At 64.7% G+C, this 22,737-nt stretch carries 15 protein-coding genes; 10 read left to right on the top strand and 5 right to left on the bottom strand.

What is annotated here, in order from left to right:
• Window positions 1-7: 7 nt before the first annotated feature.
• Window positions 8-1,300 carry a lipopolysaccharide biosynthesis protein gene (locus ST3T6A_RS0106380; protein WP_019832074.1) on the bottom strand — a complete coding sequence of 431 codons (1,293 nt, stop codon included), beginning with the start codon at window positions 1,298-1,300 and terminating at the stop codon, window positions 8-10.
• A 193-nt stretch (window positions 1,301-1,493) separates the two neighbouring features.
• On the opposite strand from ST3T6A_RS0106380, the gene ST3T6A_RS0106370 reads away from it, so the two are divergent.
• The 5 genes from ST3T6A_RS0106370 (at window position 1,494) to ST3T6A_RS0106350 (ending at window position 9,306) form a co-directional block, all read left to right on the top strand.
• Window positions 1,494-2,657 (top strand): sugar-transfer associated ATP-grasp domain-containing protein, encoded by a 1,164-nt coding sequence (locus ST3T6A_RS0106370; protein WP_019832072.1) that lies wholly within the window; start codon window positions 1,494-1,496, stop codon window positions 2,655-2,657.
• Window positions 2,658-2,753: 96 nt separating this feature from the next.
• Window positions 2,754-3,779: a D-alanine--D-alanine ligase family protein gene (locus ST3T6A_RS0106365; protein WP_019832071.1), complete on the top strand. Its 1,026-nt coding sequence runs from the start codon at window positions 2,754-2,756 to the stop codon at window positions 3,777-3,779.
• The gene (locus ST3T6A_RS0106360) at window positions 3,769-4,593 is read left to right on the top strand and encodes an NTP transferase domain-containing protein (protein WP_019832070.1); all 825 of its coding nucleotides are present in this window, start codon (window positions 3,769-3,771) and stop codon (window positions 4,591-4,593) included. Before ST3T6A_RS0106365 ends, ST3T6A_RS0106360 begins: the two co-directional genes overlap by 11 nt.
• 554 nt (window positions 4,594-5,147) lie before the next feature.
• The gene (locus tag ST3T6A_RS0106355) at window positions 5,148-7,973 is read left to right on the top strand and encodes a TonB-dependent receptor (protein WP_162140514.1); all 2,826 of its coding nucleotides are present in this window, start codon (window positions 5,148-5,150) and stop codon (window positions 7,971-7,973) included.
• A gap of 133 nt (window positions 7,974-8,106) precedes the next feature.
• A complete protein-coding gene (locus ST3T6A_RS0106350) occupies window positions 8,107-9,306 on the top strand; it encodes an SGNH/GDSL hydrolase family protein (RefSeq protein ID WP_235785744.1) in 1,200 nt (399 codons plus the stop codon).
• A gap of 21 nt (window positions 9,307-9,327) precedes the next feature.
• On the opposite strand, the gene ST3T6A_RS19465 is transcribed toward ST3T6A_RS0106350, so the two are convergent.
• On the bottom strand, window positions 9,328-11,730 hold the full coding sequence (locus ST3T6A_RS19465) for a glycoside hydrolase family 95 protein (RefSeq protein ID WP_202804571.1): 2,403 nt from the start codon (window positions 11,728-11,730) through the stop codon (window positions 9,328-9,330).
• Between the two features lie 215 nt (window positions 11,731-11,945).
• Between ST3T6A_RS19465 and ST3T6A_RS0106340 the strand changes: the two genes are divergently transcribed.
• The gene (locus ST3T6A_RS0106340) at window positions 11,946-12,758 is read left to right on the top strand and encodes an IclR family transcriptional regulator (protein ID WP_019832066.1); all 813 of its coding nucleotides are present in this window, start codon (window positions 11,946-11,948) and stop codon (window positions 12,756-12,758) included.
• Between the two features lie 105 nt (window positions 12,759-12,863).
• Here the strand turns inward: ST3T6A_RS0106340 and ST3T6A_RS0106335 are convergent, their stop codons facing one another.
• Together ST3T6A_RS0106335 and fucP are read right to left on the bottom strand one after the other, a co-directional pair.
• Window positions 12,864-13,967 carry a mandelate racemase/muconate lactonizing enzyme family protein gene (locus ST3T6A_RS0106335; protein ID WP_026359483.1) on the bottom strand — a complete coding sequence of 368 codons (1,104 nt, stop codon included), beginning with the start codon at window positions 13,965-13,967 and terminating at the stop codon, window positions 12,864-12,866.
• Between the two features lie 22 nt (window positions 13,968-13,989).
• The gene (gene fucP / locus ST3T6A_RS0106330; RefSeq protein ID WP_019832064.1) at window positions 13,990-15,276 is read right to left on the bottom strand and encodes an L-fucose:H+ symporter permease; all 1,287 of its coding nucleotides are present in this window, start codon (window positions 15,274-15,276) and stop codon (window positions 13,990-13,992) included.
• A 727-nt stretch (window positions 15,277-16,003) separates the two neighbouring features.
• On the opposite strand from fucP, the gene ST3T6A_RS0106325 reads away from it, so the two are divergent.
• Both ST3T6A_RS0106325 and ST3T6A_RS0106320 read left to right on the top strand, forming a co-directional pair.
• Complete coding sequence (locus ST3T6A_RS0106325; RefSeq protein ID WP_235785743.1) at window positions 16,004-18,034, top strand: TonB-dependent receptor; 2,031 nt, start codon at window positions 16,004-16,006, stop codon at window positions 18,032-18,034.
• Window positions 18,035-18,155: 121 nt separating this feature from the next.
• Entirely contained in the window at window positions 18,156-20,555 is a 2,400-nt protein-coding gene (locus tag ST3T6A_RS0106320) for a TonB-dependent receptor (protein ID WP_019832062.1), read from the top strand.
• 36 nt (window positions 20,556-20,591) lie between these two features.
• Here the strand turns inward: ST3T6A_RS0106320 and ST3T6A_RS0106315 are convergent, their stop codons facing one another.
• A complete protein-coding gene (locus ST3T6A_RS0106315) occupies window positions 20,592-21,338 on the bottom strand; it encodes an ArsR/SmtB family transcription factor (RefSeq protein ID WP_019832061.1) in 747 nt (248 codons plus the stop codon).
• A 101-nt stretch (window positions 21,339-21,439) separates the two neighbouring features.
• Between ST3T6A_RS0106315 and ST3T6A_RS0106310 the strand changes: the two genes are divergently transcribed.
• Both ST3T6A_RS0106310 and ST3T6A_RS0106305 read left to right on the top strand, forming a co-directional pair.
• Window positions 21,440-21,778 carry an NIPSNAP family protein gene (locus tag ST3T6A_RS0106310; protein ID WP_019832060.1) on the top strand — a complete coding sequence of 113 codons (339 nt, stop codon included), beginning with the start codon at window positions 21,440-21,442 and terminating at the stop codon, window positions 21,776-21,778.
• 2 nt (window positions 21,779-21,780) lie between these two features.
• Window positions 21,781-22,530 carry an isocitrate lyase/PEP mutase family protein gene (locus tag ST3T6A_RS0106305; RefSeq protein WP_019832059.1) on the top strand — a complete coding sequence of 250 codons (750 nt, stop codon included), beginning with the start codon at window positions 21,781-21,783 and terminating at the stop codon, window positions 22,528-22,530.
• Window positions 22,531-22,737: the final 207 nt, after the last annotated feature.

Here is a 22,737-nt window from a genome sequence, read left to right as displayed (position 1 = left end):
ACCCTCGTCACCCATGCAGCGTCCGCGCCGCATGGCCGAGGCGCAGGCGGGTCACGAGCGCGGCGCCCACCGTCGCGATGGCTGCTGCCATATATCCCAGCATCGGGAGCAGCACGATCAGGACGAGGAAATAAGCGATCGAGGCGCCTGCCTTGATCCTCAGCACCCGCTGCGGGCGACCATGCGCGACGAGCAGCGGTTCGAGCGCGAAACCGGAGAGGTCCAGCGCCGCGCCGATGCTGAGAAGCGTGAACACGGGCCGGGCAAAGGCATAGTCATGACCCGAGAGCAACCGCAGCAACAGCGGCCCGCACAGGAACACCACCAGGATCAGGAGCAGGGCGAACATCGCCGAAAACCTCAGCGTCCGCGCCATGACGCGGTCGAGCACGGCCACATCCTTCTGCGCCGCGAGACGGGCCAGCTCGGGGAAGAGGGTGACCGCCATCATCTGCACGGGCCGCGCCATCGCCTTGGCGAGCTTCGCGGCCATCCGATAGCCGCCGGCAGCCACCGGACCGGCGACGCCGCCCACGGCCAATGTCCCCACCTGCTCGGTCAGCTGACTGAGGGTCGAGGACAGGTTGGTCACCAGCATGAAGCGCCAGATCCCGATATTCTCGCGCAGGGCTATCCGGAACCGGCGCACGCCGAGGCCGATCCCCTGATCCGTATGCCGCAGCGCCAGCGCCCATGTCGCGAGGCTTTGCGCCAGCGCCGCGATGGCCCACACCCCGAGGAAGGCGCCGACATCGCCATGGCACACCCAGGCGAGCGCGACGCCGCCCAGCCTCACCACCGGCCCCGCCGCCTGCGCATAGGCGATCAGGTCGAAGCGATCGAACAGGCGCAACATGCCCGTCGGCGTCGCCCCGATCGACAGGAGGAGCGCCACGCTGAAAAGGGCGGCGCGATGCTGCTGGTCAGCCGACCAGTGCAGCCAGGGCGCGAGAAACGGCAGGGCCACCACCGCCACCAGCGCGCCGATGATCGCGCTCGCCCAGTCCAGCGTCGCGGTCAGGCCGAGCAGGCGGGACAGGCGGCGCGGATTGGCGCGGGCGAGATGCAGCGTGCCATAGCGGATGACCCCCTGCCACGACTGGAACTGCGCGAGATTGGCGATCGCCTGCCCATAAGCGAGCGACAGGGTGAACTCGCCGAACCCCTGCGGCCCCAGCGCCCGCGCCGCGAAGCCCAGATAGAAGAGGCTGGCAACGGCCTGAAATCCGCGTCCGCCGAGCAGCCAGCCCAGATTGCGGCGCATCCGGCCGAACACCGCGGACTCGCCCGATGGCGTCATGGGAGCGGACGTCCCGGCCATCAGGGCAGGTTGGCGATCGCAACCGGAAACGGCCGCCCAGCCAAAGCCAGCGCAATGCGCACCACCCTGCTCGACCGGAAGTCGTGAATATCGAGAAGGATCTGGGCCATGCTTCCAACCGTCATGCTTAGGCATCATTTGTGACGATCCTGCACAAGCCGGGTTCGCATCGATGGGCTATGACCGCCTCTATTACTGGAAGAAGGCCTATGCCCTGTTCCCGGGGATATGGCGGCCTGTCTCGGCCGACATCCTCGCGCCGCATTATGCGCGGCGACGGGCGGAGCGCGGACCGGCGCGGGCCCTGCTCGATGCCGTGGCCGGGACGCTCTTCCATCTGTGGCTGCCGTGGCGAACACGGATGGTGCGGAGGCGCTTCGGGCTTGAACATTCCTGGTATCGCCGCGCGCTCGGCATAGCGCGGGTCGCGTTCGCCGATCCCAACGATATCGCGCTCTTCCGCATCGAAAGGCCGGAGGAGTTCGGCCGTTATATCCGCCGCTTCGAGGATGCCGCGTTCAACAAGCAAATCAACCCGGCCGGCTGGCGGCGCGATTGCGTGCTCGCCGACAAGCGACTGTTCGCCGAGCGCTGCCTGGCGGGGGGCCTGCCGCACCCGGAGACGGTCGCGGCGACCGGGCCCGACGGCATCCGCATCCTCGCCGATCCCGCCGGGCGGCCGCTGCTCGCCAAGCCGATCCACGGAGAGGGCGGCGGCGGCGTGCGGGTGCTGGGCACCGTCACGGATCGCACCGCGCTGGAAGCCGTGCTGCGCGATCTTCCCGGCAAGGCGCCAGTGCTCGTGCAGCCGCTGGCCTTCCCGCACCCCGCCCTCGCCGATCTCGCCATGTCGGCCCTGCCGACCATCCGCATCGTCACCATGCTCGACGAGGAAGGCAGGCCCGAGATCGTCAGCGCCACCTTCCGCTGCCCGACCGCCCCCGACGCGCGGATCGACAATATGAAGGCCGGCGGGCTCATCATGGCCGTCGATCTAGGGAGCGGCCGGCTTGGGGCGGCCTGCAAGGGCTATGGCGGCGGAGATTACGCTATCCACCCCGTCACGGGCGCGCCGATCGAGGGACGGCACCTGCCCGGCTGGGAGGCCGCCAAGGCACTGGCCGCGCGCGCGCATGGCGCTTTCCCCGAATATGTCCTGATCGGGTGGGACGTCGCCCTGACGCCGGACGCACCGATCCTGATCGAGGGCAACGGCAAGCCGGGCGTGCTGATGCCGCAGCGGGCGGCGCGGGCCGGGCTGGCGCAGGGGCGCTATGGCGAGCTTCTCGCCCACCACCTGAAACATTCACGCCCCCTTTCCGCAACAAAGCGGTAGCAGCACCTTCATCCAACGGGATTATCGTCGATCGAACCAACCGTGATCATGGGGTGGGCACGAAAATCGTGCTCATGACGCGGAAGGAGGGTCCAAATGGTCTATGCCGCCGCACCGCGTGTGCTTCCGGCGGAGATGAAGCGCGCCCTGCGCGTGCTGCTGATCGCCAAACATGCCCGCTGGGACGGGCAACTCCATCCCAGTGATGGGAGCCATGCCATCTACCACCGCGAGATGCGTCTCGTGCTGGAGGAGATCGGCGTCGATCTCGCCATCGCGGACGGATATGACGCGCTGTTCGAACGGCCGCCGGTGGACTTCGTCTTCCCGCTGCTCAATCGTGGCGGCTTCCTCAATTCGGAGATGCTGCTGCCGCTGCTGTGCGAGCGGCACCGCCTGCGCTATCTCGGCGCGAGCCCGATCCTGCGCGGCCTCTCCGACGACAAGCATCTCACCAAGCAGGCCGCCGTCGCGCGCGGGCTACCGACAGCGCCCTGGACGGTCTGCCGCCGTGGCGCGCCGATCGACTCCCGCCCGCCTTTCGAGGCCGCCAGCTATGTGGTGAAGCCCAACGCCTCCTCGGCGAGCTGGGGCGTGAGCGCGCAGGCCGACTGGGCCGGCGTCCGCGACGCCGTTCAGCAACTGCACGCCGAAGGCCATGACGCGATCGTGGAGCCTTTCATCGTCGGGCACGACGTGGAGGTGTCCGCGATCACGCTCGATGGCGCGCCCTTCGTCCTGCCCACCCAGATCGTCGAGCAGGAAAACCCGCGCGAGCTGCGCACCTATGGCGAGAAGCGCGATCTCGCCGATCGGCAAGCCTATCGCATCCGCCCGCTGGAGGATGGCGCGCTCCGCCACGCGGCGGAGACGCTGGCGCTCAGGATCATGCCCGAGTTCACCCCCTTCGACTATGGCCGCTACGAGTTCCGGCTGGACGCCGCGACCGGCGAGCTGCTGTTCATGGAGGTGAATCTCAACTGCAATCTCTGGTCGCGCAAGACGATTGCCATCGCCGCCGCGCAGATCGGCTGGAGCCATGCCGCCCTCATCGAGACCATCCTGGCCGAGAGCATGGCCCGGCAAGGGCTGCTCCAGAGGAGCCTCGAACTTGCGGCCTGAGAAGATATCCTCCACAGGCTTCGCCGCGGTGGTGCTCGCGGCGCAGCGCCGCGGCGTGATCGATCCCCTCGCCGAGAAGGCGGGCCTCACCCACAAATGCGTGGTGCCGATCGCCGGCAAGCCGCTCATCGCCCATGTCGTCGAGGCCCTGCGGGCGACGCCGGGGCTCGCGCGGCTGAAGATCGTCGTCGAACCCGAGATGGCAGCAACGCTCCGCGAGGAGCTGCCCGATGCCCCCGTCGCCATCGAATATGTCCCCGCGGCCTCGAACCTCGCCGACAGCGTCCATGCCGCGGCAGTCGACCTCGACCAGCCGACGATCGTCACCACGGCCGACAATGTGCTGCTGACGCCGGGTGCGATCGAAGCCATGCTGGGAACGCTGCGCAGCGGTGCGCAGGTGGGGATCGCGATGGCGGCCAGGGCCTCCGTGCTGTCGGCCCACCCGGATGGGCAGCGCCGCTTCTATCGTTTCACCGACGATGAATATTCGAACTGCAACCTCTATGCCTTCGCGGGAGCAAACGCCTTCCGGGCAGCGGAGAGCTTCCGGGGCGGAGGCCAGTTCGCCAAGAAGCCGATGCGCCTGGTGGCGGCCATCGGGCCGATCAACGTGCTGTTGTTCCTGATGGGCCGGCTTTCCCTGAGCAGCGCCATGAAGCGATTGTCGCGCCGCTTCCGTATGCAGATCCGGGCGGTCGTGCTGCCGGACGGCGCCCACGCCATCGATGTCGACAACGAACGGACGTTCAACGTCGCATCGCAACTTCTGGACGCCCGGCATGGCGAGCGGGTTGTCGCGGCCATCGCCTAGCCTGCGCTACCGTCCGCATATCGGCCGGATGAACGGAAAACCGGCCCGATCCTGAATACCCGGCCCGCTCATGTGGGCCGCTGCATCGGCGATTCGCGGAAGAGGCGCCCGCGGGCCCCGCTCGTCCCGCATCAGGGAGCGCTCCGCTCCTGCCTTTACGGCACCACCGGCCGTGATGATCGGAACAGCATCCAAGCAAGAGCTTCGAGCGCCGGCGATCAGCCCGCTCGCACCCGACTTTGCTGTGGATACCGTCGCCCACGATGCCGGCGCCGGCTCGATCAAATCCAGTCACGGACGTCTGCGCGCATAGCGGCCATCCGCTCGATCCGAGCACTCATATGCAAAAACTATTTTACATGCGAATAAACGATGATATCAGATCATATAAATGGGGACCGCCAAGGCCCTGCGAGGGAGGGAGAGAGATGCGCTAGTCGAGAAGCGCGATCCGGGTCGGAAGAAACCGTCCGCGCGCGCCAATCCCTCCTCTCCGCCTGCATGCATTCGCCAGGGCGAAGGGCTCCAACCATATGAAAATAAGGGGAGAGTTGATGAGACATGTCCGTATGGGGCGCGGGGCGTCCCTGGTGGCGATGGCGGTCACGCTGGCCGCTGGCAGCGAAGCATGGGCAGGAGAGGCTCCCGTTCCGGCAGCGCCGGCCGCCACGACAAGCACGGCGACCGATCAGAGCAGCCAGGACGACGCGCAGAATACGATCGTGGTTACCGGCTTTCGCCGTTCGCTCGACAAGGCCAGGCAGCTCAAGCAACAATCGTCGATCATCAGCGACGTGATCGCATCCGAAGACATCGGAAAATATCCGGACGAGAATATCGCCGAATCCCTCCAACGCGTGACGGGCGTGCAGATCACGCGTTTCCGCGGCGAAGGTAGTTCGGTCAGTATCCGGGGCCTGAGCCCCTCCTTCGTCCAGACCGAAGTCAATGGTCACCAGATCGTCAGCGGCCAGGGTCGCGCATTCAACTCCCTCGACCTGTCCCCCGACTTCGTAAGCGCGATCGAGGTACAGAAAACCCCGACCGCGGCGCAGGAGGATGGCGGCCTTTCCGGCACGGTCAACATCCATACGCCGCAGCCATTGGATTCCAGTCGCTCCACGGTCGCGGCGCGGCTGGAGACGATCTACAACGAGAACCGTCGTCAATCCGGCCCGCGCGCCTCGACGATCGGCACCTACGTCAACGATTCGGGCACATTCGGCGTCAATCTTGGCGTCGGATACGAGAAGCGGAAGCTCCTCGCCTATGACCTTCTAGGCTATGGCGCGGAAACGGCTGCGGAATCTTCAGAAGCGAACAATCCCTTCGTGTCCGGCAAATCGCCGCCCGTCGATTATAATGGCGATGGCGATCTCAAGGACACCTACAGCTACGACCACGCCCAATCCTATTATATCCGGTATAACGACCGTGTTCGCTTCTCGGTGGTCAGCGATATGCAATTCAAGCCATCGGACCATGTCGAATTCTATGCGAACGGCATGTATGCCTATTATCGCGATCGCGATGATGCGCTGGACGCCGCCACGCGCTACACCAATATCGCGCCCGCCACGCCGGGCGGCAATTACGGCATCCGCGGCAGCACGATCGACACGAGCTTCGTCAATCTCCTGTCTTCTGGATCGCAGGGTTTCCTGACCAGCGTGGACGCCGACGGGCTGGACGTGCGCGCCGACGCGCAGCCGTCGCTGAATCGCAACCGCGTCTATTCGGGCACCGCCGGAACCAAGCTCAATTACGGCCGCTTCCACGTCAATCTGGAAGGCGACTACTCGCTGGGCAAGGCGCTCAACCAGGCCTTCCTTCCCTCCGTCATCGGGCGCGGCTCGGCGGAGATCACGCACCCCAACGGCATCGGGGGCGGCCCCGATGTCCAGTTCGATCGCGGCTACGATCCGCTCGACCCGACCGGTTTCGCCTTCAACACGATGTATGAAGGCAAGAACTACAACAAGGATCGCCTCGCCGAAGGCAAGATCGACCTCTCCTTCGATGTCGGCAGCGGCTTTCTCCGGACGTTGCGCGCCGGTGCGCTCTATTCGGATCGCCGCTTCACCTATCGCAGCTTCTCGGCACAGACCAGCGCCCAGATGCTGGCGGCCCTGTCGAACGGGGCGCTGGTCTATCAGCCCGATGTGGAGCAGGGCAGCGTCAATGCGGCACCGGTCCTGTCGGTTGCCTCTTACTCGACCGGCATTCCTTTCTTCCTCCCTTCATTCCTGGCGTTCGATTTCAACAAGTTCTTCTCGATCATCCCGCAGGACAAGCTCGAACAGGCATCTCCTCTCACCGAGCAGCTCGGTTCGGGCGTCGACGTCCATGAGAAGACCATAGCGGGTTATGTGATGGCCGATTTCGGCGGGTTCGCCGACCGTCTGTCGGGCAATATCGGCGGCCGTTTCATCCACACGGCGTTGACCTCCGATGGCTTCGGCGCGGATCTCAACAACCTGCAGATCGCCCCCGGCGGCGTGCAGACCATCGTTCCCCCCGGCGGACCGCTTCGGGCCAAGAACGATTATTCCTATTTTCTGCCCAGTCTGAACGTCAAATTCGACATTACGCCGACGCTTGCCGCACGCTTTGCAGCCGCGCGCGTGCTCGCCCGGCCGGAATTCGGCCTGCTCGGCGTGGGACTGAACGTCAACGCCAACGTGTTGTCGATCAGCGCCAACAACCCCGACCTGAAGCCCTATCTCGCCAACCAGCTCGATCTTTCGTTCGAATATTACATGCCCCATTCGGGACTGATCTCGCTGGCCTTCTTCTACAAGGACGTGAAGAATTTCATCATCAACGGCGAGACGCTCGATACCCGTACCGCGACGCGCTCCGATGGGAGTCAGGTGACGCTGACCTTCCGCCGGTCCGAACCGATCAACCTCGAACGCGTGAAGGTCAAGGGCATCGAGTTCGGTGCTCAGGTGCCGCTTTATTTCCTTCCCAAGCCGATCGACGGCTTTGGCATTTTCGGCAATGCGACCTACATCGACGCGCCGAAGGTTCCTGCGCAGGAAAATGCGCTGCCCACCACCCTACCGGGTGTCTCCAAGTTCAGCTACAATGCCGGCCTCTATTTCGAGAAATGGGGCATCGGAGCGCGCGCTTACTACAACTGGCGTAGCAAATATGACACCGGAACGGAAGATTATTTTGGCGATCGGGAGTTCCAGAAGCCCTATGGCCAGCTTGATGGATCGGTCAGCTACGACGTCACGCCGCATGTCAGCTTCTCGCTCGACTTTGAGAATCTGACGAACAGCGTCCAGAAGCAGGTCAACAATTTCGGGCTTGCGCGCCAATATCTCCTCACGGGCCGGCGCTTCACGCTCGGCATCAGAGGGAAGTTCTAAGAGGTCCATGGATCAGAACCCGATCGAAACCGGCAAGGGGGGCGGACGGCCAGGGAAAATCTCTTCTCCCGGTCGTCCGCGCCGGGCAGGGCCAGCGCACATATCAGGGCTGATCCTCGCCATCGGCTACCTTGTGGCGAGCCCTTCCGCCGCCGCGGGAGGGCCGCCCGGCATCGGCCTGTGGGCCTCCGCGCAGGTCCCGGCAGAGCCGCAACATCTGCTCGATCCCGAGCCATTGGGGGATAAGACGGTGCGCAACATCGTGCGGGTCAGCGCTGCTGGCCGGCGCCTGCGCATCCGCCTGTCCAACGCTTTCGGCCGCAAGCCGCTCGTCATCGATGCAGCGGGGATCGCACGCGCCGAGGCCCCCGGAGAGGCGGACATCGTGGCCGCAAGCCGGCACCGGCTCACTTTTTCGGGCAGCCCCTCGGTCACGATCGCGCCCGGCCGGGAGGTCTGGTCCGATCCGGTCGACATGGAGACCAAAGCCTTCGGCGATCTCGCGATCAGCCTCCATTTCCCGACGGCCCTCGATGGCGAGACCGGGCACGGGGATGCCAGATCCACCAATTTCGTGGCGCAGGGCGATCAGGTCGATCTTCCCACCCTCCGGAATGCGACCGGCATCGGCCACTGGTTCCAGCTTTCCGCCATCGCCGCGGACGGGGCGCCGCAAGCGCGGGCGATCGTGACGCTCGGCGATTCCATCACCGACAGCTATATGTCGAGCGTCGACGGCAATGATCGCTGGCCCGATCTGCTGGCCCGGCGGCTCCATGATCGGAAGGATCTGGGCGCCTGGTCGGTGCTGAACGAGGGCCTTGGGGGCAATCGCGTGCTCACCGATATCGTCGGGCCACGCCTGCTCGACCGGCTTGACCGCGATCTCTTCTCGCTTCCCGGCGCGAGCACCGTGATCCTGCTCGAAGGGGTGAACGATCTGGGCGCTCTGACGCACGATCACCCGGTTTCAGCGGAGGAGCATCGTCAATTTGTCGGAAAGCTGATCGCCGCCTACCGCCTCATCATCGATCAGGCCCATCGCCACGGCATGAAGGTGATCGGCGGGACGATCATGCCCTATGGGGGCTCAAGCTATTATCATCCCGATGCGGCCAACGAAGCGGACCGGCAGGCTGTCAACGCCTGGATCAGAGCCCCTGGCCATTTCGACGGCATGATCGATTTCGATGGCGCGGTGCGCGATCCTGCGCACCCCGACCGTCTGCTGCCCGCCTACGACAGCGGCGATCATATCCATCCTTCGGTCGCCGGCTATCAGGCCATGGCCGACGCCATCCCGCTCGAACTGCTGACGGCGCCCTTGCGGTAACTCGAAGAGCGGCCGCGCGGTTCAGGTGACGAGCGCTCTCAATTGCTCCGCGTTCAGGACCAGAGGTCGGCCGGCCACGAGATCGACTGCCAGCGTACGGCCGCGATGCCGCAAGATATGGCGCCCGGCCCCGGTTAGCCCTGCCCGAAGAGAGGCCGCTTGCAGCGTGCCCCCCTGCCAGCGCATCGCAACCTCGACATCACCGCGCGCTCGCAAGCCCTTGACCTCGCCGGACGCCCACGCCTGGGGCAGAGCCGGCAACAGCTCAATTTCGCCGCGATAGGATTGCAGCAACATCTCGGCGATGCCCGCCGCGCCGGCAGTATTGCCGTCGATCGCGAAAATATTCTCGTCAGCCCCGGCGATGCCGCCGCGCGAGAAGGTCAGCAGCGCATCGTCCGCATCCTCGACGAGGAGACCGTTCAGATGCCGCTCTGCCGCCTCGCCGTCGAGCAGCCGGGCATAATAGTTCACCAGATTGGCGCGGGTCCATTCGGTGTCCTCCCAATCGGGCTGCGAAAGGCGCCGCTCAAGGACGACGCGAGCCGCCCCGGCAAGCGCGGGGTCGCGACGGGGATCGATCCGGCCATAAGGATAGAGCGCCACCAGGTGGGATGTATGCCGATGGTTGGGCTGCGCCTCCTCGAAATCTTCCAGCCACTCCTGCAACTGCCCGTAGCGGCCGATCCGGAGAGGCGGCAGCCGGTCCCGCGCGGCCGCTATTCTCGCGTGCAGCGCGGCGTCGTCGCCGAGCGCCGAGATAGCTTCCAGGCAGGCATCGAACAGCGTGCCGACCAGCACCATATCGCAGGTCGGGCCCATGCTGTTGTTGATGGGCTTGCCGGTCGTGGGGGATTTGAAGGCATTTTCCGGCGAAATGGACGGCCCGGTGACCAGCCAGCCGTGGCGCGGATGCTCTACCATATAGTCGAGATAGAAGGCCGCCGCGTCACGCAGCAGGGGCCAGGCGGTTTGCTTCAGGAAGCGCCGGTCGGGGCGGAAGCGATAATGGTCCCAGACGTCGAGCGCGAGCCACAGGCCGCCCGTGACGAACAGCCCCCAGCCATTCCCGGACCCGGGCGCGGTAAATCCCCAGGGATTGCTGTAGACATGGGCGACCCAGCCGTTCGCACCATACATCCGTCGCGCCGTATCCGCACCATCATGGCGCAGGGTCTCCAGATAGCGCCATAGCGGGGCATGGCACTCGGGAAGGTTCGCTACCTCGCAAGCCCAATAATTCTGCTGGGTGTTGATATCGAGATGGAAGTCGTCGGCCCACCCCATGGCGGCCGCCCGGCCATCGTTCCAGATACCCTGAAGCGCCAGCGGCAAAGGGGAATCCTCGCGCGAGCCGGCAATAGTGAGATAGCGGCCATAGTGGAAGAACAATGCCGCAAGATCGGGATCGGCGGCTTTTCCCGTGGCGATGCGCCGACGCCGTTCGTCGGTGGGAAGCGCGGAAGCCGCGCCTCCTTCCCCCAGCCGCAATGTCACCCGGTTGAACAGGCGGCCATGATCGGCGACATGCGTGGAGCGGAGGGTCTCGTAGGATCGCCGCCGGGCATTCTCGATCCGATGCTCGTTGTGCGTCGCGGGAACATTGCCCGCGTAATCGGTGGAAGCCGCGATCAACAAAGTGAGGGATCGTGCGCCGCGAACGCGGAACCCTTCACCGGCGGGCTCGACCGAACCCGTGTCCACCGCCGCATGGAGGCGACATTCGAAATGGGCCCCGTGCCGGCCGTCGCTGTGCAACGATTCAAGCGCCTGGCCACGCAGGAACAGGCCTTCGCTCGTTGCCTCGATGCGATACGACGGATGCAGGTCCGCGAAACCGATATGGGCGTCCAGTCCGCCCCGCCGGTCGGTTTCGATTTTCAGCACGATCAGGCCATCGGGGTTGGATGCGAACAGCGTGCGGCGATAGGTCTCGCGCCCGATCCGATATTCGACGCCCGCGATACCCTGTTCAAGATCGAGCCAGCGCCGATAATGGCCGGCCGCATCGGCATGCGCCATGTCGATCCGGAGCCGGGCCATCGGAAGCGCGGTGCCGAACTGATCCATCCGGCCCAGAAGATGCTCCGCGCAAAGGGCGTCCGCCTCATCATAACGCCCGTCGAACATGAGCGTCCGGATATGCGCGAGGTGGGACAGCGCATCCTCATTGAGATTGGCGGTGCTGGGCGCACCCGACCAAAGCGTGCTTTCCGAAAGATCCAGCCTCTCCTGACGGATGCCGCCGAACATCATCGCCGCCAGCCGGCCATTGCCCACCGGCAGAGCCTGCAACCAGCGTTCCGCCGGGCGTTCATACCAGAGCGATAGAGCCCCCCCGCCCGCCGTCGCACGGGCTGGCGCGCCCGGCATCAGAGACAGGGCCGTTCCGCCCACGATGAACTCCCTGCGCGTACTCGTCACGATAGGCACCCTTCCCGATGATTATTGTTCGCGATGCGATCCCTGCTGACGGCGAGACCGGCGGCCACGGGCCTTTCGAACCGGGCCGCCTCACAAGGATGGAAATTTCGCCATGGTGGGCCACAATGTTTACAGATGAAACCGGAATCGCTGATGCTAAATTGTATTGACGGATAGCGCGGCGACGGCAGGAACTGCCGTAGAGAAAGGGCCTTATGAACGACAAACCCGCCGCGCGAGGGCGCCGCAAGGACGGCGCCGGCACGACCGAGACGAAGCTGGTGTATACCGCGCCTGCGCTCGAAAAGGGGCTCGACATCCTGGAGCTGCTGGCGCGCGAGGAATATCCTTTGACCGCCAGCGCGATCGTTCAGAAGCTCGGCCGCTCGACCGGCGAACTGTTCCGAATGATCCAGGTGCTGGAGCGGCGAGGCTTCGTTTCGCAGGACAGCCAGGGCTATAGCCTCACCAGCCGGCTGTTCGAGATGGGGCTCGAACGCCCCCCGATCCGCAATCTGATCGAGATTGCGCTGCCGGTGATGCGGCGCCTCTCGAATGAAAGCGGCCAGTCCTGCCTGCTCTCCTTCCATTCGGAAGGCGAAACGGTGGTGGTGGCCCGGATGGAAGCGCGCGAGCAGCTCGGCTTCACGGTGCGCGTGGGCTATCGCAAGCCTCTCTACACGACGACCTCGGGCGCCACGCTCTATGCCTTCCAGCCCGACGATGTGCGTGCGCAGTGGGAGACGCTGTTCAAGCCCGCGCCCAAGCGTGCCGAACTCCTCCAGTTCCGCACGACCTGCGACACCATCCACCGGCAAGGCTATGCCGAACTGCCGAGCGGCTTCATCGACGGCATCACCGACCTGTCCGCTCCGATCCTGCGCGGCAATCAGGCGGCCGCGGCGATATCGGTGCCTTTTGTCCATTCGAAGCTCGCAACGGTTGCGAAGGACGAGGTGATCAAGTTGCTGCGCGAGGCCGCCCGTACGATCACCGGTGAGCTGATGCCCGGCGACAATCGCATCTGAACGAACGTGCCGCCGACCGGTCATGCCACTCTGCCGGTTCGCGGCATCCACCAAATGATCTTCGGCGCCACCCCCGGAATCACGCCGACCACCAACCCGGCGCGTTCATAGCGCGACCGCCCCCGCCTCCAGTTTTTGCCGTTCGATCTCGGCGAAATCCCAGGCGATGCCGAGGCCCGGCTCCTCGCTCGGCATGGCCTTCCCGTCCCTGATCCGCATGCCCTGGGTGGTGATGCCGTCGAGCTGGGGAATATATTCCACCCAGCGGGCATTGGGCACGGCGGCGCAAAGCGCGACGTGGAGTTCCATGAGGAAATGCGGCGCCACCATCACGTTGAAGCATTCCGCCATGTGGGCGACCTTGAGCCAGGGCGTGATGCCGCCGATGCGCCCGACATCGACCTGCACGACCGAGCAGGCCCCGCGCTGAAGATATTCGCGGAAGTGGAGCGGGCTGTAGAGGCTTTCACCGACGGCGATCGGGATCGGGGTCGAACGGGCGAGGCGCGCATGGCCTTCGAGATCGCCCGCCGGCAGCGGTTCTTCGAGCCAGCCGATATCGAGCGCGGAATAGAGATGCGCGCGCCGGATCGCCTCGTCGATCGCGAAAGCCTGATTGGCGTCGGTGAAGATCTCGAACGCGTCGCCCACCGCCTCGCGAACGGCCGCAAGCCTTGAGACGTCCTCCTGAGGCGGACGGCCGACCTTGATCTTGGCGCCGGCGAAGCCGGCTTCGCGCGCCCGCAGCGCATCCTCGACGAGAGCCGTCTTCTCCAGATGCAGCCAGCCGCCCTCGGTCGTGTAGAGAGGCACGGCGTCGCGCGCGCCGCCCGCCAGCTCGTGGAGCGGCACCCCTGCCCGCCGGGAACGCAGATCCCATAGCGCGGTATCGATGGCCGCCAGGGCGATCGCGGTCAGCGGCCCAATCGTCGTCGCATGCGTAAGATAGAGCAGATCACGCCAGATACGCTCGATATGCCCCGCCTCGCGCCCCAGAAGGGCCGGCGCAAGCGTACGCTCGATCAACCGCATGACCGAGGGGCCGCCGGTGCCGATCGTATAGCTGTACCCCGTACCGACAGCACCATCGCTGTCGGTGATCCGGACGATGGGCGTCTCCTGGCTGACGAAGCTCTGGATCGCGTCAACCCGCTTCGTCTTGGGCTGGAGATCGACCATCATCCACTCAACGCGTACAATCTTCGCCAAGCCTTCCCTCCATCATGTCATTTCAATGCGCGGCGGTGACGGCAGCCCCGGTGCGCCCGGCCCTCACAGCGGCGGTGCAATAGGTGAAGACGACCAGGAAGCCGCTCAGCGGCACGACATAGGCCACCGCGATCGTCGCATGATCGGATATGGCTCCCATCAGAGCAGCCAGAACCGCGCCGCCCGTGATCGACATGATCATCAGGGCGGAGGCCGGCTTCGAATATTCGGCATGGCCGTGCAGCCCGATCGCATAGATCGCCGGGAACATCACCGACATGAAGAAGCTGACGGCGATCAGCGACAAGATGCCGATCGGCCCCGGTGCCAGGATCGCGACCATCGTGAGCAGCGCGGCGGCGGCGGCAAAGACCATGGCAATCTGGGCCGACGAATAACGGCGGAGCAACAGCAGCGACGCGAAGCGCCCGAGCAGGAAACAGACCAGCGATACGGTGAGATAGAGCGCCGCCAGCCGTTCCGGCGTCCCGGGGACGGCGTGCTGGGCATAGCGGATCGTAAAGCTCCAGACTCCGATCTGCGTGCCGACGTAGAAGAATTGGGCAAGCACCCCGAACAGGAAGATCGACGACTTCCTCAGATGACGGAAGCCTTCGAAAGGCGAGCCCTGCTGCGCCTCCTCGGCGGCCGCCGGGAACCGCGTGACAGCGACAAGAAGGGCGATGGTGAGGACCAGCAGCCCGATCACGAGATAGGGCATCTGCACGGCCTGCGCTTCGGCCGCGTGATAGGCCGCAAGCGCCGCCGGGCTGGCGGCCGCCTCGTGTGCCTGCGCGCTTTCCCGGGCGGAGAAGATGAACTGGCGCCCCACCAGCACGCCGCTGATCGCGCCCAATGGATTGAAGGCCTGGGCGACATTGATCCGCCATTCGGCCCGCTCCGGCCGGCCCAGCACCACGATGATGCCGGTGCCAGCCGTTTCGAGGAAGGTGAGACCGCACGCGATCACGAACAGCGCGCCCAGAAACGCGGGATAGGTCACCATCGCCGCCGCCGGCCAGAATAAGAGCGCCCCCACCCCATAGAGGCACAGGCCGGCAATCACGCCCCGCTTGTAGCTAAAGCGCTGCATGAAAAGCGCCACCGGGATCGGCATGACCAGATAAGCGACGTAGAAGCAGGACTGGACGAGGCTCGACTGAAGATCGCTGAGCAAGAATGCTTTCTTGAACTGCGTGATCAGGATGTCGTTCAGATTGTGCGCCATCCCCCAGAGAGCATAGAGGCAGATGGTGAGGACCAGCGCGAGACGAGCCTTGTTCCGCTGCGCGGTGACGATCATCTTCATGTCGTGCTCTCGGCGCGCATCGCACGGGCACCAGACGTCGAACCGATAGCACGTGCCAATTGCGTCAGCCCCTCTCCGGCCTGGCATCGCCCCCCAAATTGGCGGCTCTGCCCGTTCTCAGGGGCTCATAGCTAGCCCATTCATTCTTGTATGAAAAGTGTTTTGCATCTGAAAAATCGATCAGCAAAGCGTGGCGATCCAAGCCGTACGACGGGAGCCATCCACGGCGGTGCGGTGGAGTCGCCTTTCCTGGAAACGGACGGTGCGTGAATATGCGTCGATATATATCATGCTATATTTATACATGGTGCGCCTAAGTCATTGATGACGCGACGGCAACTGTTCGCAAACGGCGACCCGCATGTCTGAGTAAAACCCACAACAGCTCAAATGCTTCATTCCGGTGGATTTCGGGCTGTCTTCCATAACCCTCGCCTCGGCGCAATCGATCGGGTTAAAGAGAGTCCTTCGTTGCGAGGGAGCGCGGACTTTTCTTACAGTCGAATGACAGGGATGGGCCACCCGAACCGACAATAATGCGGGTGGGAATGGCTCACACACTGTTGGGGGATAGTACATGTCGGCGTTTTTTATTCGTGGGTCCGTGGTCGCCATCGCGATTGCGGGCTGGGCTGGATCGGCTCAGGCGCAAACCACGCCTTCCGGAGGTTCCAGCGCGGCTGCGGCCTCGCAAAATCCGGATGCGGTGATTCCGGGCGACATCGTCGTGACCGCGCGAAAGCGCCAGGAGACGCTCACCGACACGCCGCTTTCGATCTCGGCCTATCGAGGCGAGGCTCTGGCCGATCGCGGCGTGCCCACATTGCACCAGCTCGATACCATCTCGCCGAGCCTCACCATCACCAACTTCGGCGCCGGCAACATCTCGGACGCGACCGTCTTCATCCGGGGCATCGGCACGGCGGACCATCTGATCCTGACCGATCCGGGCGTCGGGGTCTATCTCGACGGCGTCTATCTCGGCCGTGCCATGGGCGCGAACATGAGCCTCATGAATGTCGATCATGTCGAGGTTCTGCGCGGGCCGCAGGGGACGTTGTCGGGCCGCAACACGCTGGGCGGCGCGGTCAACATCGTCACCCGGGAGCCCGGTCAGGAGGAGCATTACGAATTCACCGGCTCGATCGCGACCCGTCTCCACGCCGCCGTCGGCTTCTATGGCAACACGCCCATCACCGACACGCTGGCCATCTCGCTGACGGGCCAGTTCGAGCACAGAAACGGGATCGGACGCTTCATCAATCTGCCGGGCGAGGACACCAAGGTCGGCGAATTCGACAAGGGCGGCGGGCGGTTCGCGGCGAAATGGACGCCCTCTCCGCGCGTCTCGGTCCTCTTCGCGATCGACGGATCGACCGGCCATTACGGGCTCAGCCCGATGAAGAATGTCATCATCAATCCGGCCGGCTCGTCCGGGCTCACCCAGGCCGATCTGCCGAAGAATGAGAATGACAATGGCACGACCAATCCGGAGATTCCCAATACGCGTTCGAAGGATCTGGGCTTCTCGCTGACGCCGACCTTCAAGCTCGACGACCATCTGACCTTCAAGCTGATCGGATCGGAGCGCTACAGCCACTATAAGGGCGGCCTCGACGACGACGATTCCCCTCTTCCTTATTCGGAGTTCCCGGAGACCGGCTACGCACGGCAATGGACCGGCGAGGCGACGCTCAACGGCGAATATGGGCGCTTCAACTTCGTGACCGGCGCCTATTATTTCCACGAGAAGGGAAACGCCGATCAACCCGACTATATCTTCGCCGGGGAGCAGGACCAGTTCTTCGTCGACCAGACGACACGGAGCTGGGCGCTCTATGCCCATGCCGGCTTCGACATCACGGACAGGCTGACCGTTTCGGGCGGCCTGCGCTACACCGACGATCACAAGCGCGCCTTCGCGTATATCGGCTGCTGCCTCAATCCAGGCGTCACCCGCCGCGACGGCTGGAACGCCGTCACGTGGGATGGCGCGGTCAACTACAAGATCACGCCGCTCATCACCGCCTATGCGACGGTGCAGCGTGGCTATGAGAGCGGTGGCTACCCTCCTCGCCCCTTCGGCGGCGCCGCGACCTTCATCCCCTATAACCCGACCTACGCGACCAACTATGAAGGCGGCATCAAGGGGCCCCTTGGCGATTTCCTGCGCTTTTCGACGGCCGTCTTCTACACCCAATACAAGGACCTGGCGCTCCAGTTCAGCCAGATCACGGACAGCGGTTTCGTCACCATCACCTCGAACGCCGGCCGCTCGCGCACCTGGGGCGCGGAATTTGAGGGCGACCTGAAGCTCAGTCCGATCCTCAGCCTCAACGCCACCGTGGGCTATAACAATGCCAGGGTGACCAAGGTCGATCCGGGCGTGATCGGCGTAGCCAAGGGCGACGTGCCGCAGCTCACGCCCAAATGGACGGTCGCGGGCGGCCTGCAGCTCCGGCTGCCGCTCGCATCGGGCAATGTCGTGACGGCGCGCATCGATGAATCCTATCGGAGCGCCATGTTCGGCCAGTCGGCCAACAACGCCTTCAACCGCATCGCCTCACGCTCGCTGACCAATTTCGACATCTCCTATGAGATCAAGGCGAAGCAGCTCACGCTCTCGGCGTTCGGCACCAACATCTTCAACAAGGTCTACGACGTGTCGCGCGTCGACCAGTTCGACGCCGGCTTCACCGAGATCATCCGAAGCAACGACCGCAGCGAGTTCGGCGTTCGGCTGCGCAAGACCTTCTAGGTCGAAAGCCGGCCATCGACGCGCTCTGCACCATGCGGTCGCAACAGAGGGAGGAAGACGAACCAGCCAACGGAACTGATCCAACGAGACCATAATAGAATATTCAGGGGAGGATAGAACCATGAGCCATCATATCGGGGCTAGGTTTGCACTGCTTTCGCTCGCGTCGACGTCCGTCCTGGCGTTGGCGGCACCGCTCCACGCGCAGTCCGCACCGACGTCGAGCGCCAACCAGGATATCATCGTCACCGCCACCAAGCGTTCGGTACTGCTCCAGAACGTGCCCTTCTCGATCAACGCGCAAACGGCGCAGGACATCCAGCGGGCCCACGCGACCACGCTTGAGGATCTGTCGCGCAACATCGCCGGCCTCACGATCCAGAATCTCGGGCCGGGCCAGAGCCAGGTCGCCATCCGCGGCGTGTCGTCGGGCCAGATCGCGCGCGACCAGCCCGGCGTGCAGGAGCAGGTCGGCGTCTATCTCGACGAATCCGTGATCTCGATGTCGCTCTTCACGCCCGACCTCGACCTCTACGACCTCAATCGCGTCGAGACGCTGCGCGGCCCCCAGGGCACGCTGTTCGGCGCCGGATCGGAAGGCGGAACGATCCGCTACATCACCAATCAGCCCACCACGTCGAAGACCGAGGCCTCGATCGAAGGCAATTTCAACGCGATCGACGGCGGCAGCATGGGGGGCTCGGCCAAGGGCATGGTCAACGTGCCGCTGACCCCGGATCTGGCGGTGCGCGCGGTCGGCTATTACACCTTCTATCCGGGCTTCATCGATGCGCGCTATCTGAACGGCACCGTCCAGAAGAACGTCAACGAGGGCTTCCGCACGGGCGGCCGTCTCGCCTTCGCCTGGAAGCCGACGGATGACATCACGATCACGCCGCGCGTGCTGTTCCAACATCTCCACGCGGACGGTTTCAACCGGCGCGACGTCTTCAACCTCTACGGCAATCCGTTCACCGATCCGCCCGTCCATCTCGGCAAGAACGAGCAGCTCCTGCTGCACCCCGAGGCCTTCGACGACAAGCTGTTCATCGCGGACAACACGGCCACGATCAAGCTGGGCGGGGTCGCGCTGACGTCGGTCTCGACCTATACCCACCGCAAGCTCTTCGTCGATCGCGACGACAGCACGCTCGACGGCAGCGTGTCGGTCGATCTCGGGCTTCCGGACGCCGCCGTGCTGCTGCCTTCGAGCCTTATCGACCGGACGCGGCTCAAGCAGTTCACCCAGGAGGTACGTCTGGCTTCCGACAATGACGGGCCGTTCCAATGGGTCGTCGGCGGTTTCTACCTCCACAATACGAGAGACTATTCGCAACGCTCGGTCGAGCCCGGCTACGACGCTTATGTCGATGCGGCGCTCGGTGCCGGAACGTCGGCGGCGGTCGCCAACGGCTTCCCGGCCGATACGCCCTATGCCTCGGAAATTCCGTACAAATTGCGCGAACTCGCCGCCTTCGCGGAAGCAACCTACGATGTGCTGCCGGTGCTGCATGTCACTGCCGGCGGGCGCTATTATGACTATAAGGAAAAACGCCGTTTCGTGTCGGGCGGCCTCTACGCCAACGGCGACAACCGCACGGATCAGACCAAGTCCAACGGGTTCACCCCGCGCTTTCTGGTGAGCTGGGATGCGACGCCGAACATCAAGGTCAACGCGCAGGCCTCCAAGGGCTTCCGTCTGGGCGGCGTCAACGATCCGCTCAACCTGCCGCTGTGCGACGGCGGCGTTCCCAACGGACCGGACGCGCAAACCTTCGGCGGCCATCCCAATTACAAGGACGAGACGCTGTGGGATTATGAGGGCGGCGTGAAGGCGCATTTCGGCCCGCTTCGGGTCAATGCCGCATTCTTCTACAACCGTATCCAGAACCTGCAGGTCACGGCGGATGCCGGCTCCTGCTCCTCGCGCGTGATCTTCAACGTGCCCAAGGCCCATGCCGAGGGCGCCGAGTGGGAGTTCGCCTACACGCCGGTCCGCGGGCTCGATCTGAACCTGTCGGGCACCTACACCCATTCGGTCTTCGATTCCACGATCGAAGGGCCGAGCGGAACGCCGGTGGCGGGCATCCGCGATGGCAACCGCTTGCCGACGGTGCCCAATTTCCAGCTGTCGGCCGGCGGCACCTACACCCAGCCGGTCAATCGCGAGAAGGGGATCGATGCCTTCATCTCGGCCTCCTACCAATATATCGGCAGCCGCTACACGCAGCCGGCCGATCAGGAGGGCAATCCGCAGAGCTTCGTGTCGAACCTGCCGTTCGGAGGCGCGAGCGGTCTGGACGCGACCGTGCTCAATCTGAGGCTGCCGAAATATGAGATCGTCAATCTCAGCACCGGGCTGCGCTTCCCGGGCCAGATGGAGATATCCATTTATGTCAACAATCTGCTGAACAAGCAGGCGCTGCTTTCCTTCGATCGCGAGCGGGGCGGCCGCGCCCGCCTCGCCTTCGATGTCAACCAGCCGCGCACCATCGGTATGACGTTCAGCAAGCACTTCTGACCGTCACGGAGCAGGGTCGTCGCCGGCCGGAAGGCCTCAACCGGCGACCCTGCCCCGATCATCGGCCGGCGACTGAATCCCGAAATGCCGTTCGAGGGCCTTCGCTCCCGTCGCCGTGATCGTGATGGTGCGGCTGTCGGGCATCTGGCGCAGCCACTGTTCGTCCAGAAACAGCCGGAGCAGCCCCCGGCCGAGCGCGCCCGCCACATGGGGCCGGCGCTCGCTCCAGTCCATGCATGGCCGGCAGAACGCCCTCTGCCGCCTGACAGGCATTTCCGGGGACGATCGATCGTCAAGGTCGAGGCCCAGGCGCCGGGCGAACTCGACGCCCGAAGCAGTCAGCACCGCGGCCTCCGGCGTCCATTCCAGATGCCCCGCCTCCACCAGAAAGTCGGCGATCCGAACGGCGACATCGCCTGCGAGATGATCGTAGCACCGGCGTGCCCGTCGCATGGCACGATCGGCGGGCCCGGAACTGACAGGCCGTGATCGGCGGGCGGCGTCGGCCACGCCCGCCACGCCCATCATGGTCTCGATCATGCGAGCAACGGCAGGCGTCGCCAGCCGGAAATAGCGATGCCGCCCTTGCGGGACCATGGCGAGGAGGCCGCCATCCACGAGCCGCGCGAGATGGCCGCTGGCCGTCGCGGGCGTGACTCCGGACGCATGGGCCAGCTCGCCTGCTGTCAGCGCCCGCCCATCCATGAGCGTGACGAGCATCGCGGTTCGGGCCGGCTCACCCACCAGAGCGCCGATCTCGGCGAGGGGAATGATGCTGCTCATGGCACCAGCATAGCGCGATCGGACGGCCGATGCTTTGGCGGCGGCCGAAACATCCGCCGGGACGAGCGCGGTATCTTCGCCTCCTCGGGAAAGGAGCCATCATGATCACCTGCATCATCCGCTACGAGATCGATCCCTACAAGCATGACGCTTTCGAGGAATATGCCCGCAATTGGGGGCGCGTGATCCCCCGGTGCGGAGCCGACCTGATCGGCTATTTCGCGCCCCACGAGGGCACGGCGACGACCGCCTACGGGATATATACGATCGAGAATCTCGCCGCCTACGAAGCCTATCGCGCCCGGCTCAAGGCCGACCCGCTTGGACGCGAAAACCTTGCATTGAGCCGGCGCGAGCGGTTCATCCGGCAGGAGGACCGACAATTCTTCACGCTGGTGTCAAACAGCCGAGCAACGATGGTATCGGAAAGCGGGAGATAGCCATGCCGACCACGTCAGAGAAACGCGCCGAATTCCGCAGGCTGCATGAGAGCGGCTTCTTCATCATCCCCAATGCCTGGGATGTGGGCAGTGCCGTTCGGCTCACGAGGCTCGGCTTCAAGGCCATCGCCTCCACCAGTGCCGGAGCGGCATGGGCCGTCGGCAAGGAGGATGGCCAGATGAGCCGCGACGAGGTGCTGGCGCACCTCCGGACGCTTGCCGACGCCACGCCCCTGCCGGTCAACGCCGATTTCGAGAACGGCTTTGCGGACGATCCCTCGGATGTCGCCGCGAACGTCGCGATGGCGGTCGAGACGGGCGTGGCGGGCCTTTCGATCGAAGACTGGTCGGGCACCGCCATGTATGAGGTCAGCCTTGCCGTCGATCGGATCGCGGCCGCGCGCGCGGCGATCGACGCGATCGATCCGGCCGTGATGCTGATCGGCCGCAACGAGAATTTCCGGGTGAAGGACATGCCGGTGCGGGAAAGCATCGACCGGGCGATCGCCTATGCGAACGCGGGCGCCGACTGCCTGTTCGTTCCCTTCCTCCTCGATCAGGGAGCCGTCGCTGAACTGGTGGCGGCCGTCGCGCCGAAACCCGTGAATGTTGTCGTCCACGACTATGATGAGACGATCCGTGCATTTGCCGATCTGGGCGTCCGCCGATGCAGCGTGGGAGCCAGCCTTGCCGGCCGGGTCTGGGCTTCGTTCGACGAGGCGGCCACGGCTCTTAGACGCGCGGAACCATAGGCTCGCAGCGCACGCCCGAGACTATCCGTGAAGGCCCCGAAGCCTGCTTTGGGGTCTTCTTGGCGTGGATCATATCGAAGGCGGCGAGCGCCACGACGATACGATGCACAACACCCGGCTTCTGTTCGACGCCGCAAGCTGAAGCCGACTTTCGCCAACGGCTGTTGCTTAATGAGGGATGTGTTGCCAGTCTCCCCATATTCTTTG

This window comes from Sphingomonas sp. PR090111-T3T-6A (genome assembly GCF_000383095.1).
GTDB lineage: Bacteria > Pseudomonadota > Alphaproteobacteria > Sphingomonadales > Sphingomonadaceae > Solisphingomonas.
The sequence above is the reverse complement of the archived record's forward strand: the minus strand, read 5'-3'. Positions and strand labels throughout refer to the sequence as shown.

What these genes read in the sequence shown, in the direction of transcription:
- ST3T6A_RS0106380 (WP_019832074.1), bottom strand. Translation starts at nt 1,300, where the DNA reads ATGACGCCATCGGGCGAGTCCGCGGTGTTCGGCCGGATGCGCCGCAAT.
- ST3T6A_RS0106370 (WP_019832072.1), top strand. Translation starts at nt 1,494, where the DNA reads ATGGGCTATGACCGCCTCTATTACTGGAAGAAGGCCTATGCCCTGTTC.
- ST3T6A_RS0106365 (WP_019832071.1), top strand. Translation starts at nt 2,754, where the DNA reads ATGGTCTATGCCGCCGCACCGCGTGTGCTTCCGGCGGAGATGAAGCGC.
- ST3T6A_RS0106355 (WP_162140514.1), top strand. Translation starts at nt 5,148, where the DNA reads ATGAGACATGTCCGTATGGGGCGCGGGGCGTCCCTGGTGGCGATGGCG.
- ST3T6A_RS0106340 (WP_019832066.1), top strand. Translation starts at nt 11,946, where the DNA reads ATGAACGACAAACCCGCCGCGCGAGGGCGCCGCAAGGACGGCGCCGGC.
- fucP (WP_019832064.1), bottom strand. Translation starts at nt 15,276, where the DNA reads ATGAAGATGATCGTCACCGCGCAGCGGAACAAGGCTCGTCTCGCGCTG.
- ST3T6A_RS0106320 (WP_019832062.1), top strand. Translation starts at nt 18,156, where the DNA reads ATGAGCCATCATATCGGGGCTAGGTTTGCACTGCTTTCGCTCGCGTCG.
- ST3T6A_RS0106315 (WP_019832061.1), bottom strand. Translation starts at nt 21,338, where the DNA reads ATGAGCAGCATCATTCCCCTCGCCGAGATCGGCGCTCTGGTGGGTGAG.
- ST3T6A_RS0106310 (WP_019832060.1), top strand. Translation starts at nt 21,440, where the DNA reads ATGATCACCTGCATCATCCGCTACGAGATCGATCCCTACAAGCATGAC.
- ST3T6A_RS0106305 (WP_019832059.1), top strand. Translation starts at nt 21,781, where the DNA reads ATGCCGACCACGTCAGAGAAACGCGCCGAATTCCGCAGGCTGCATGAG.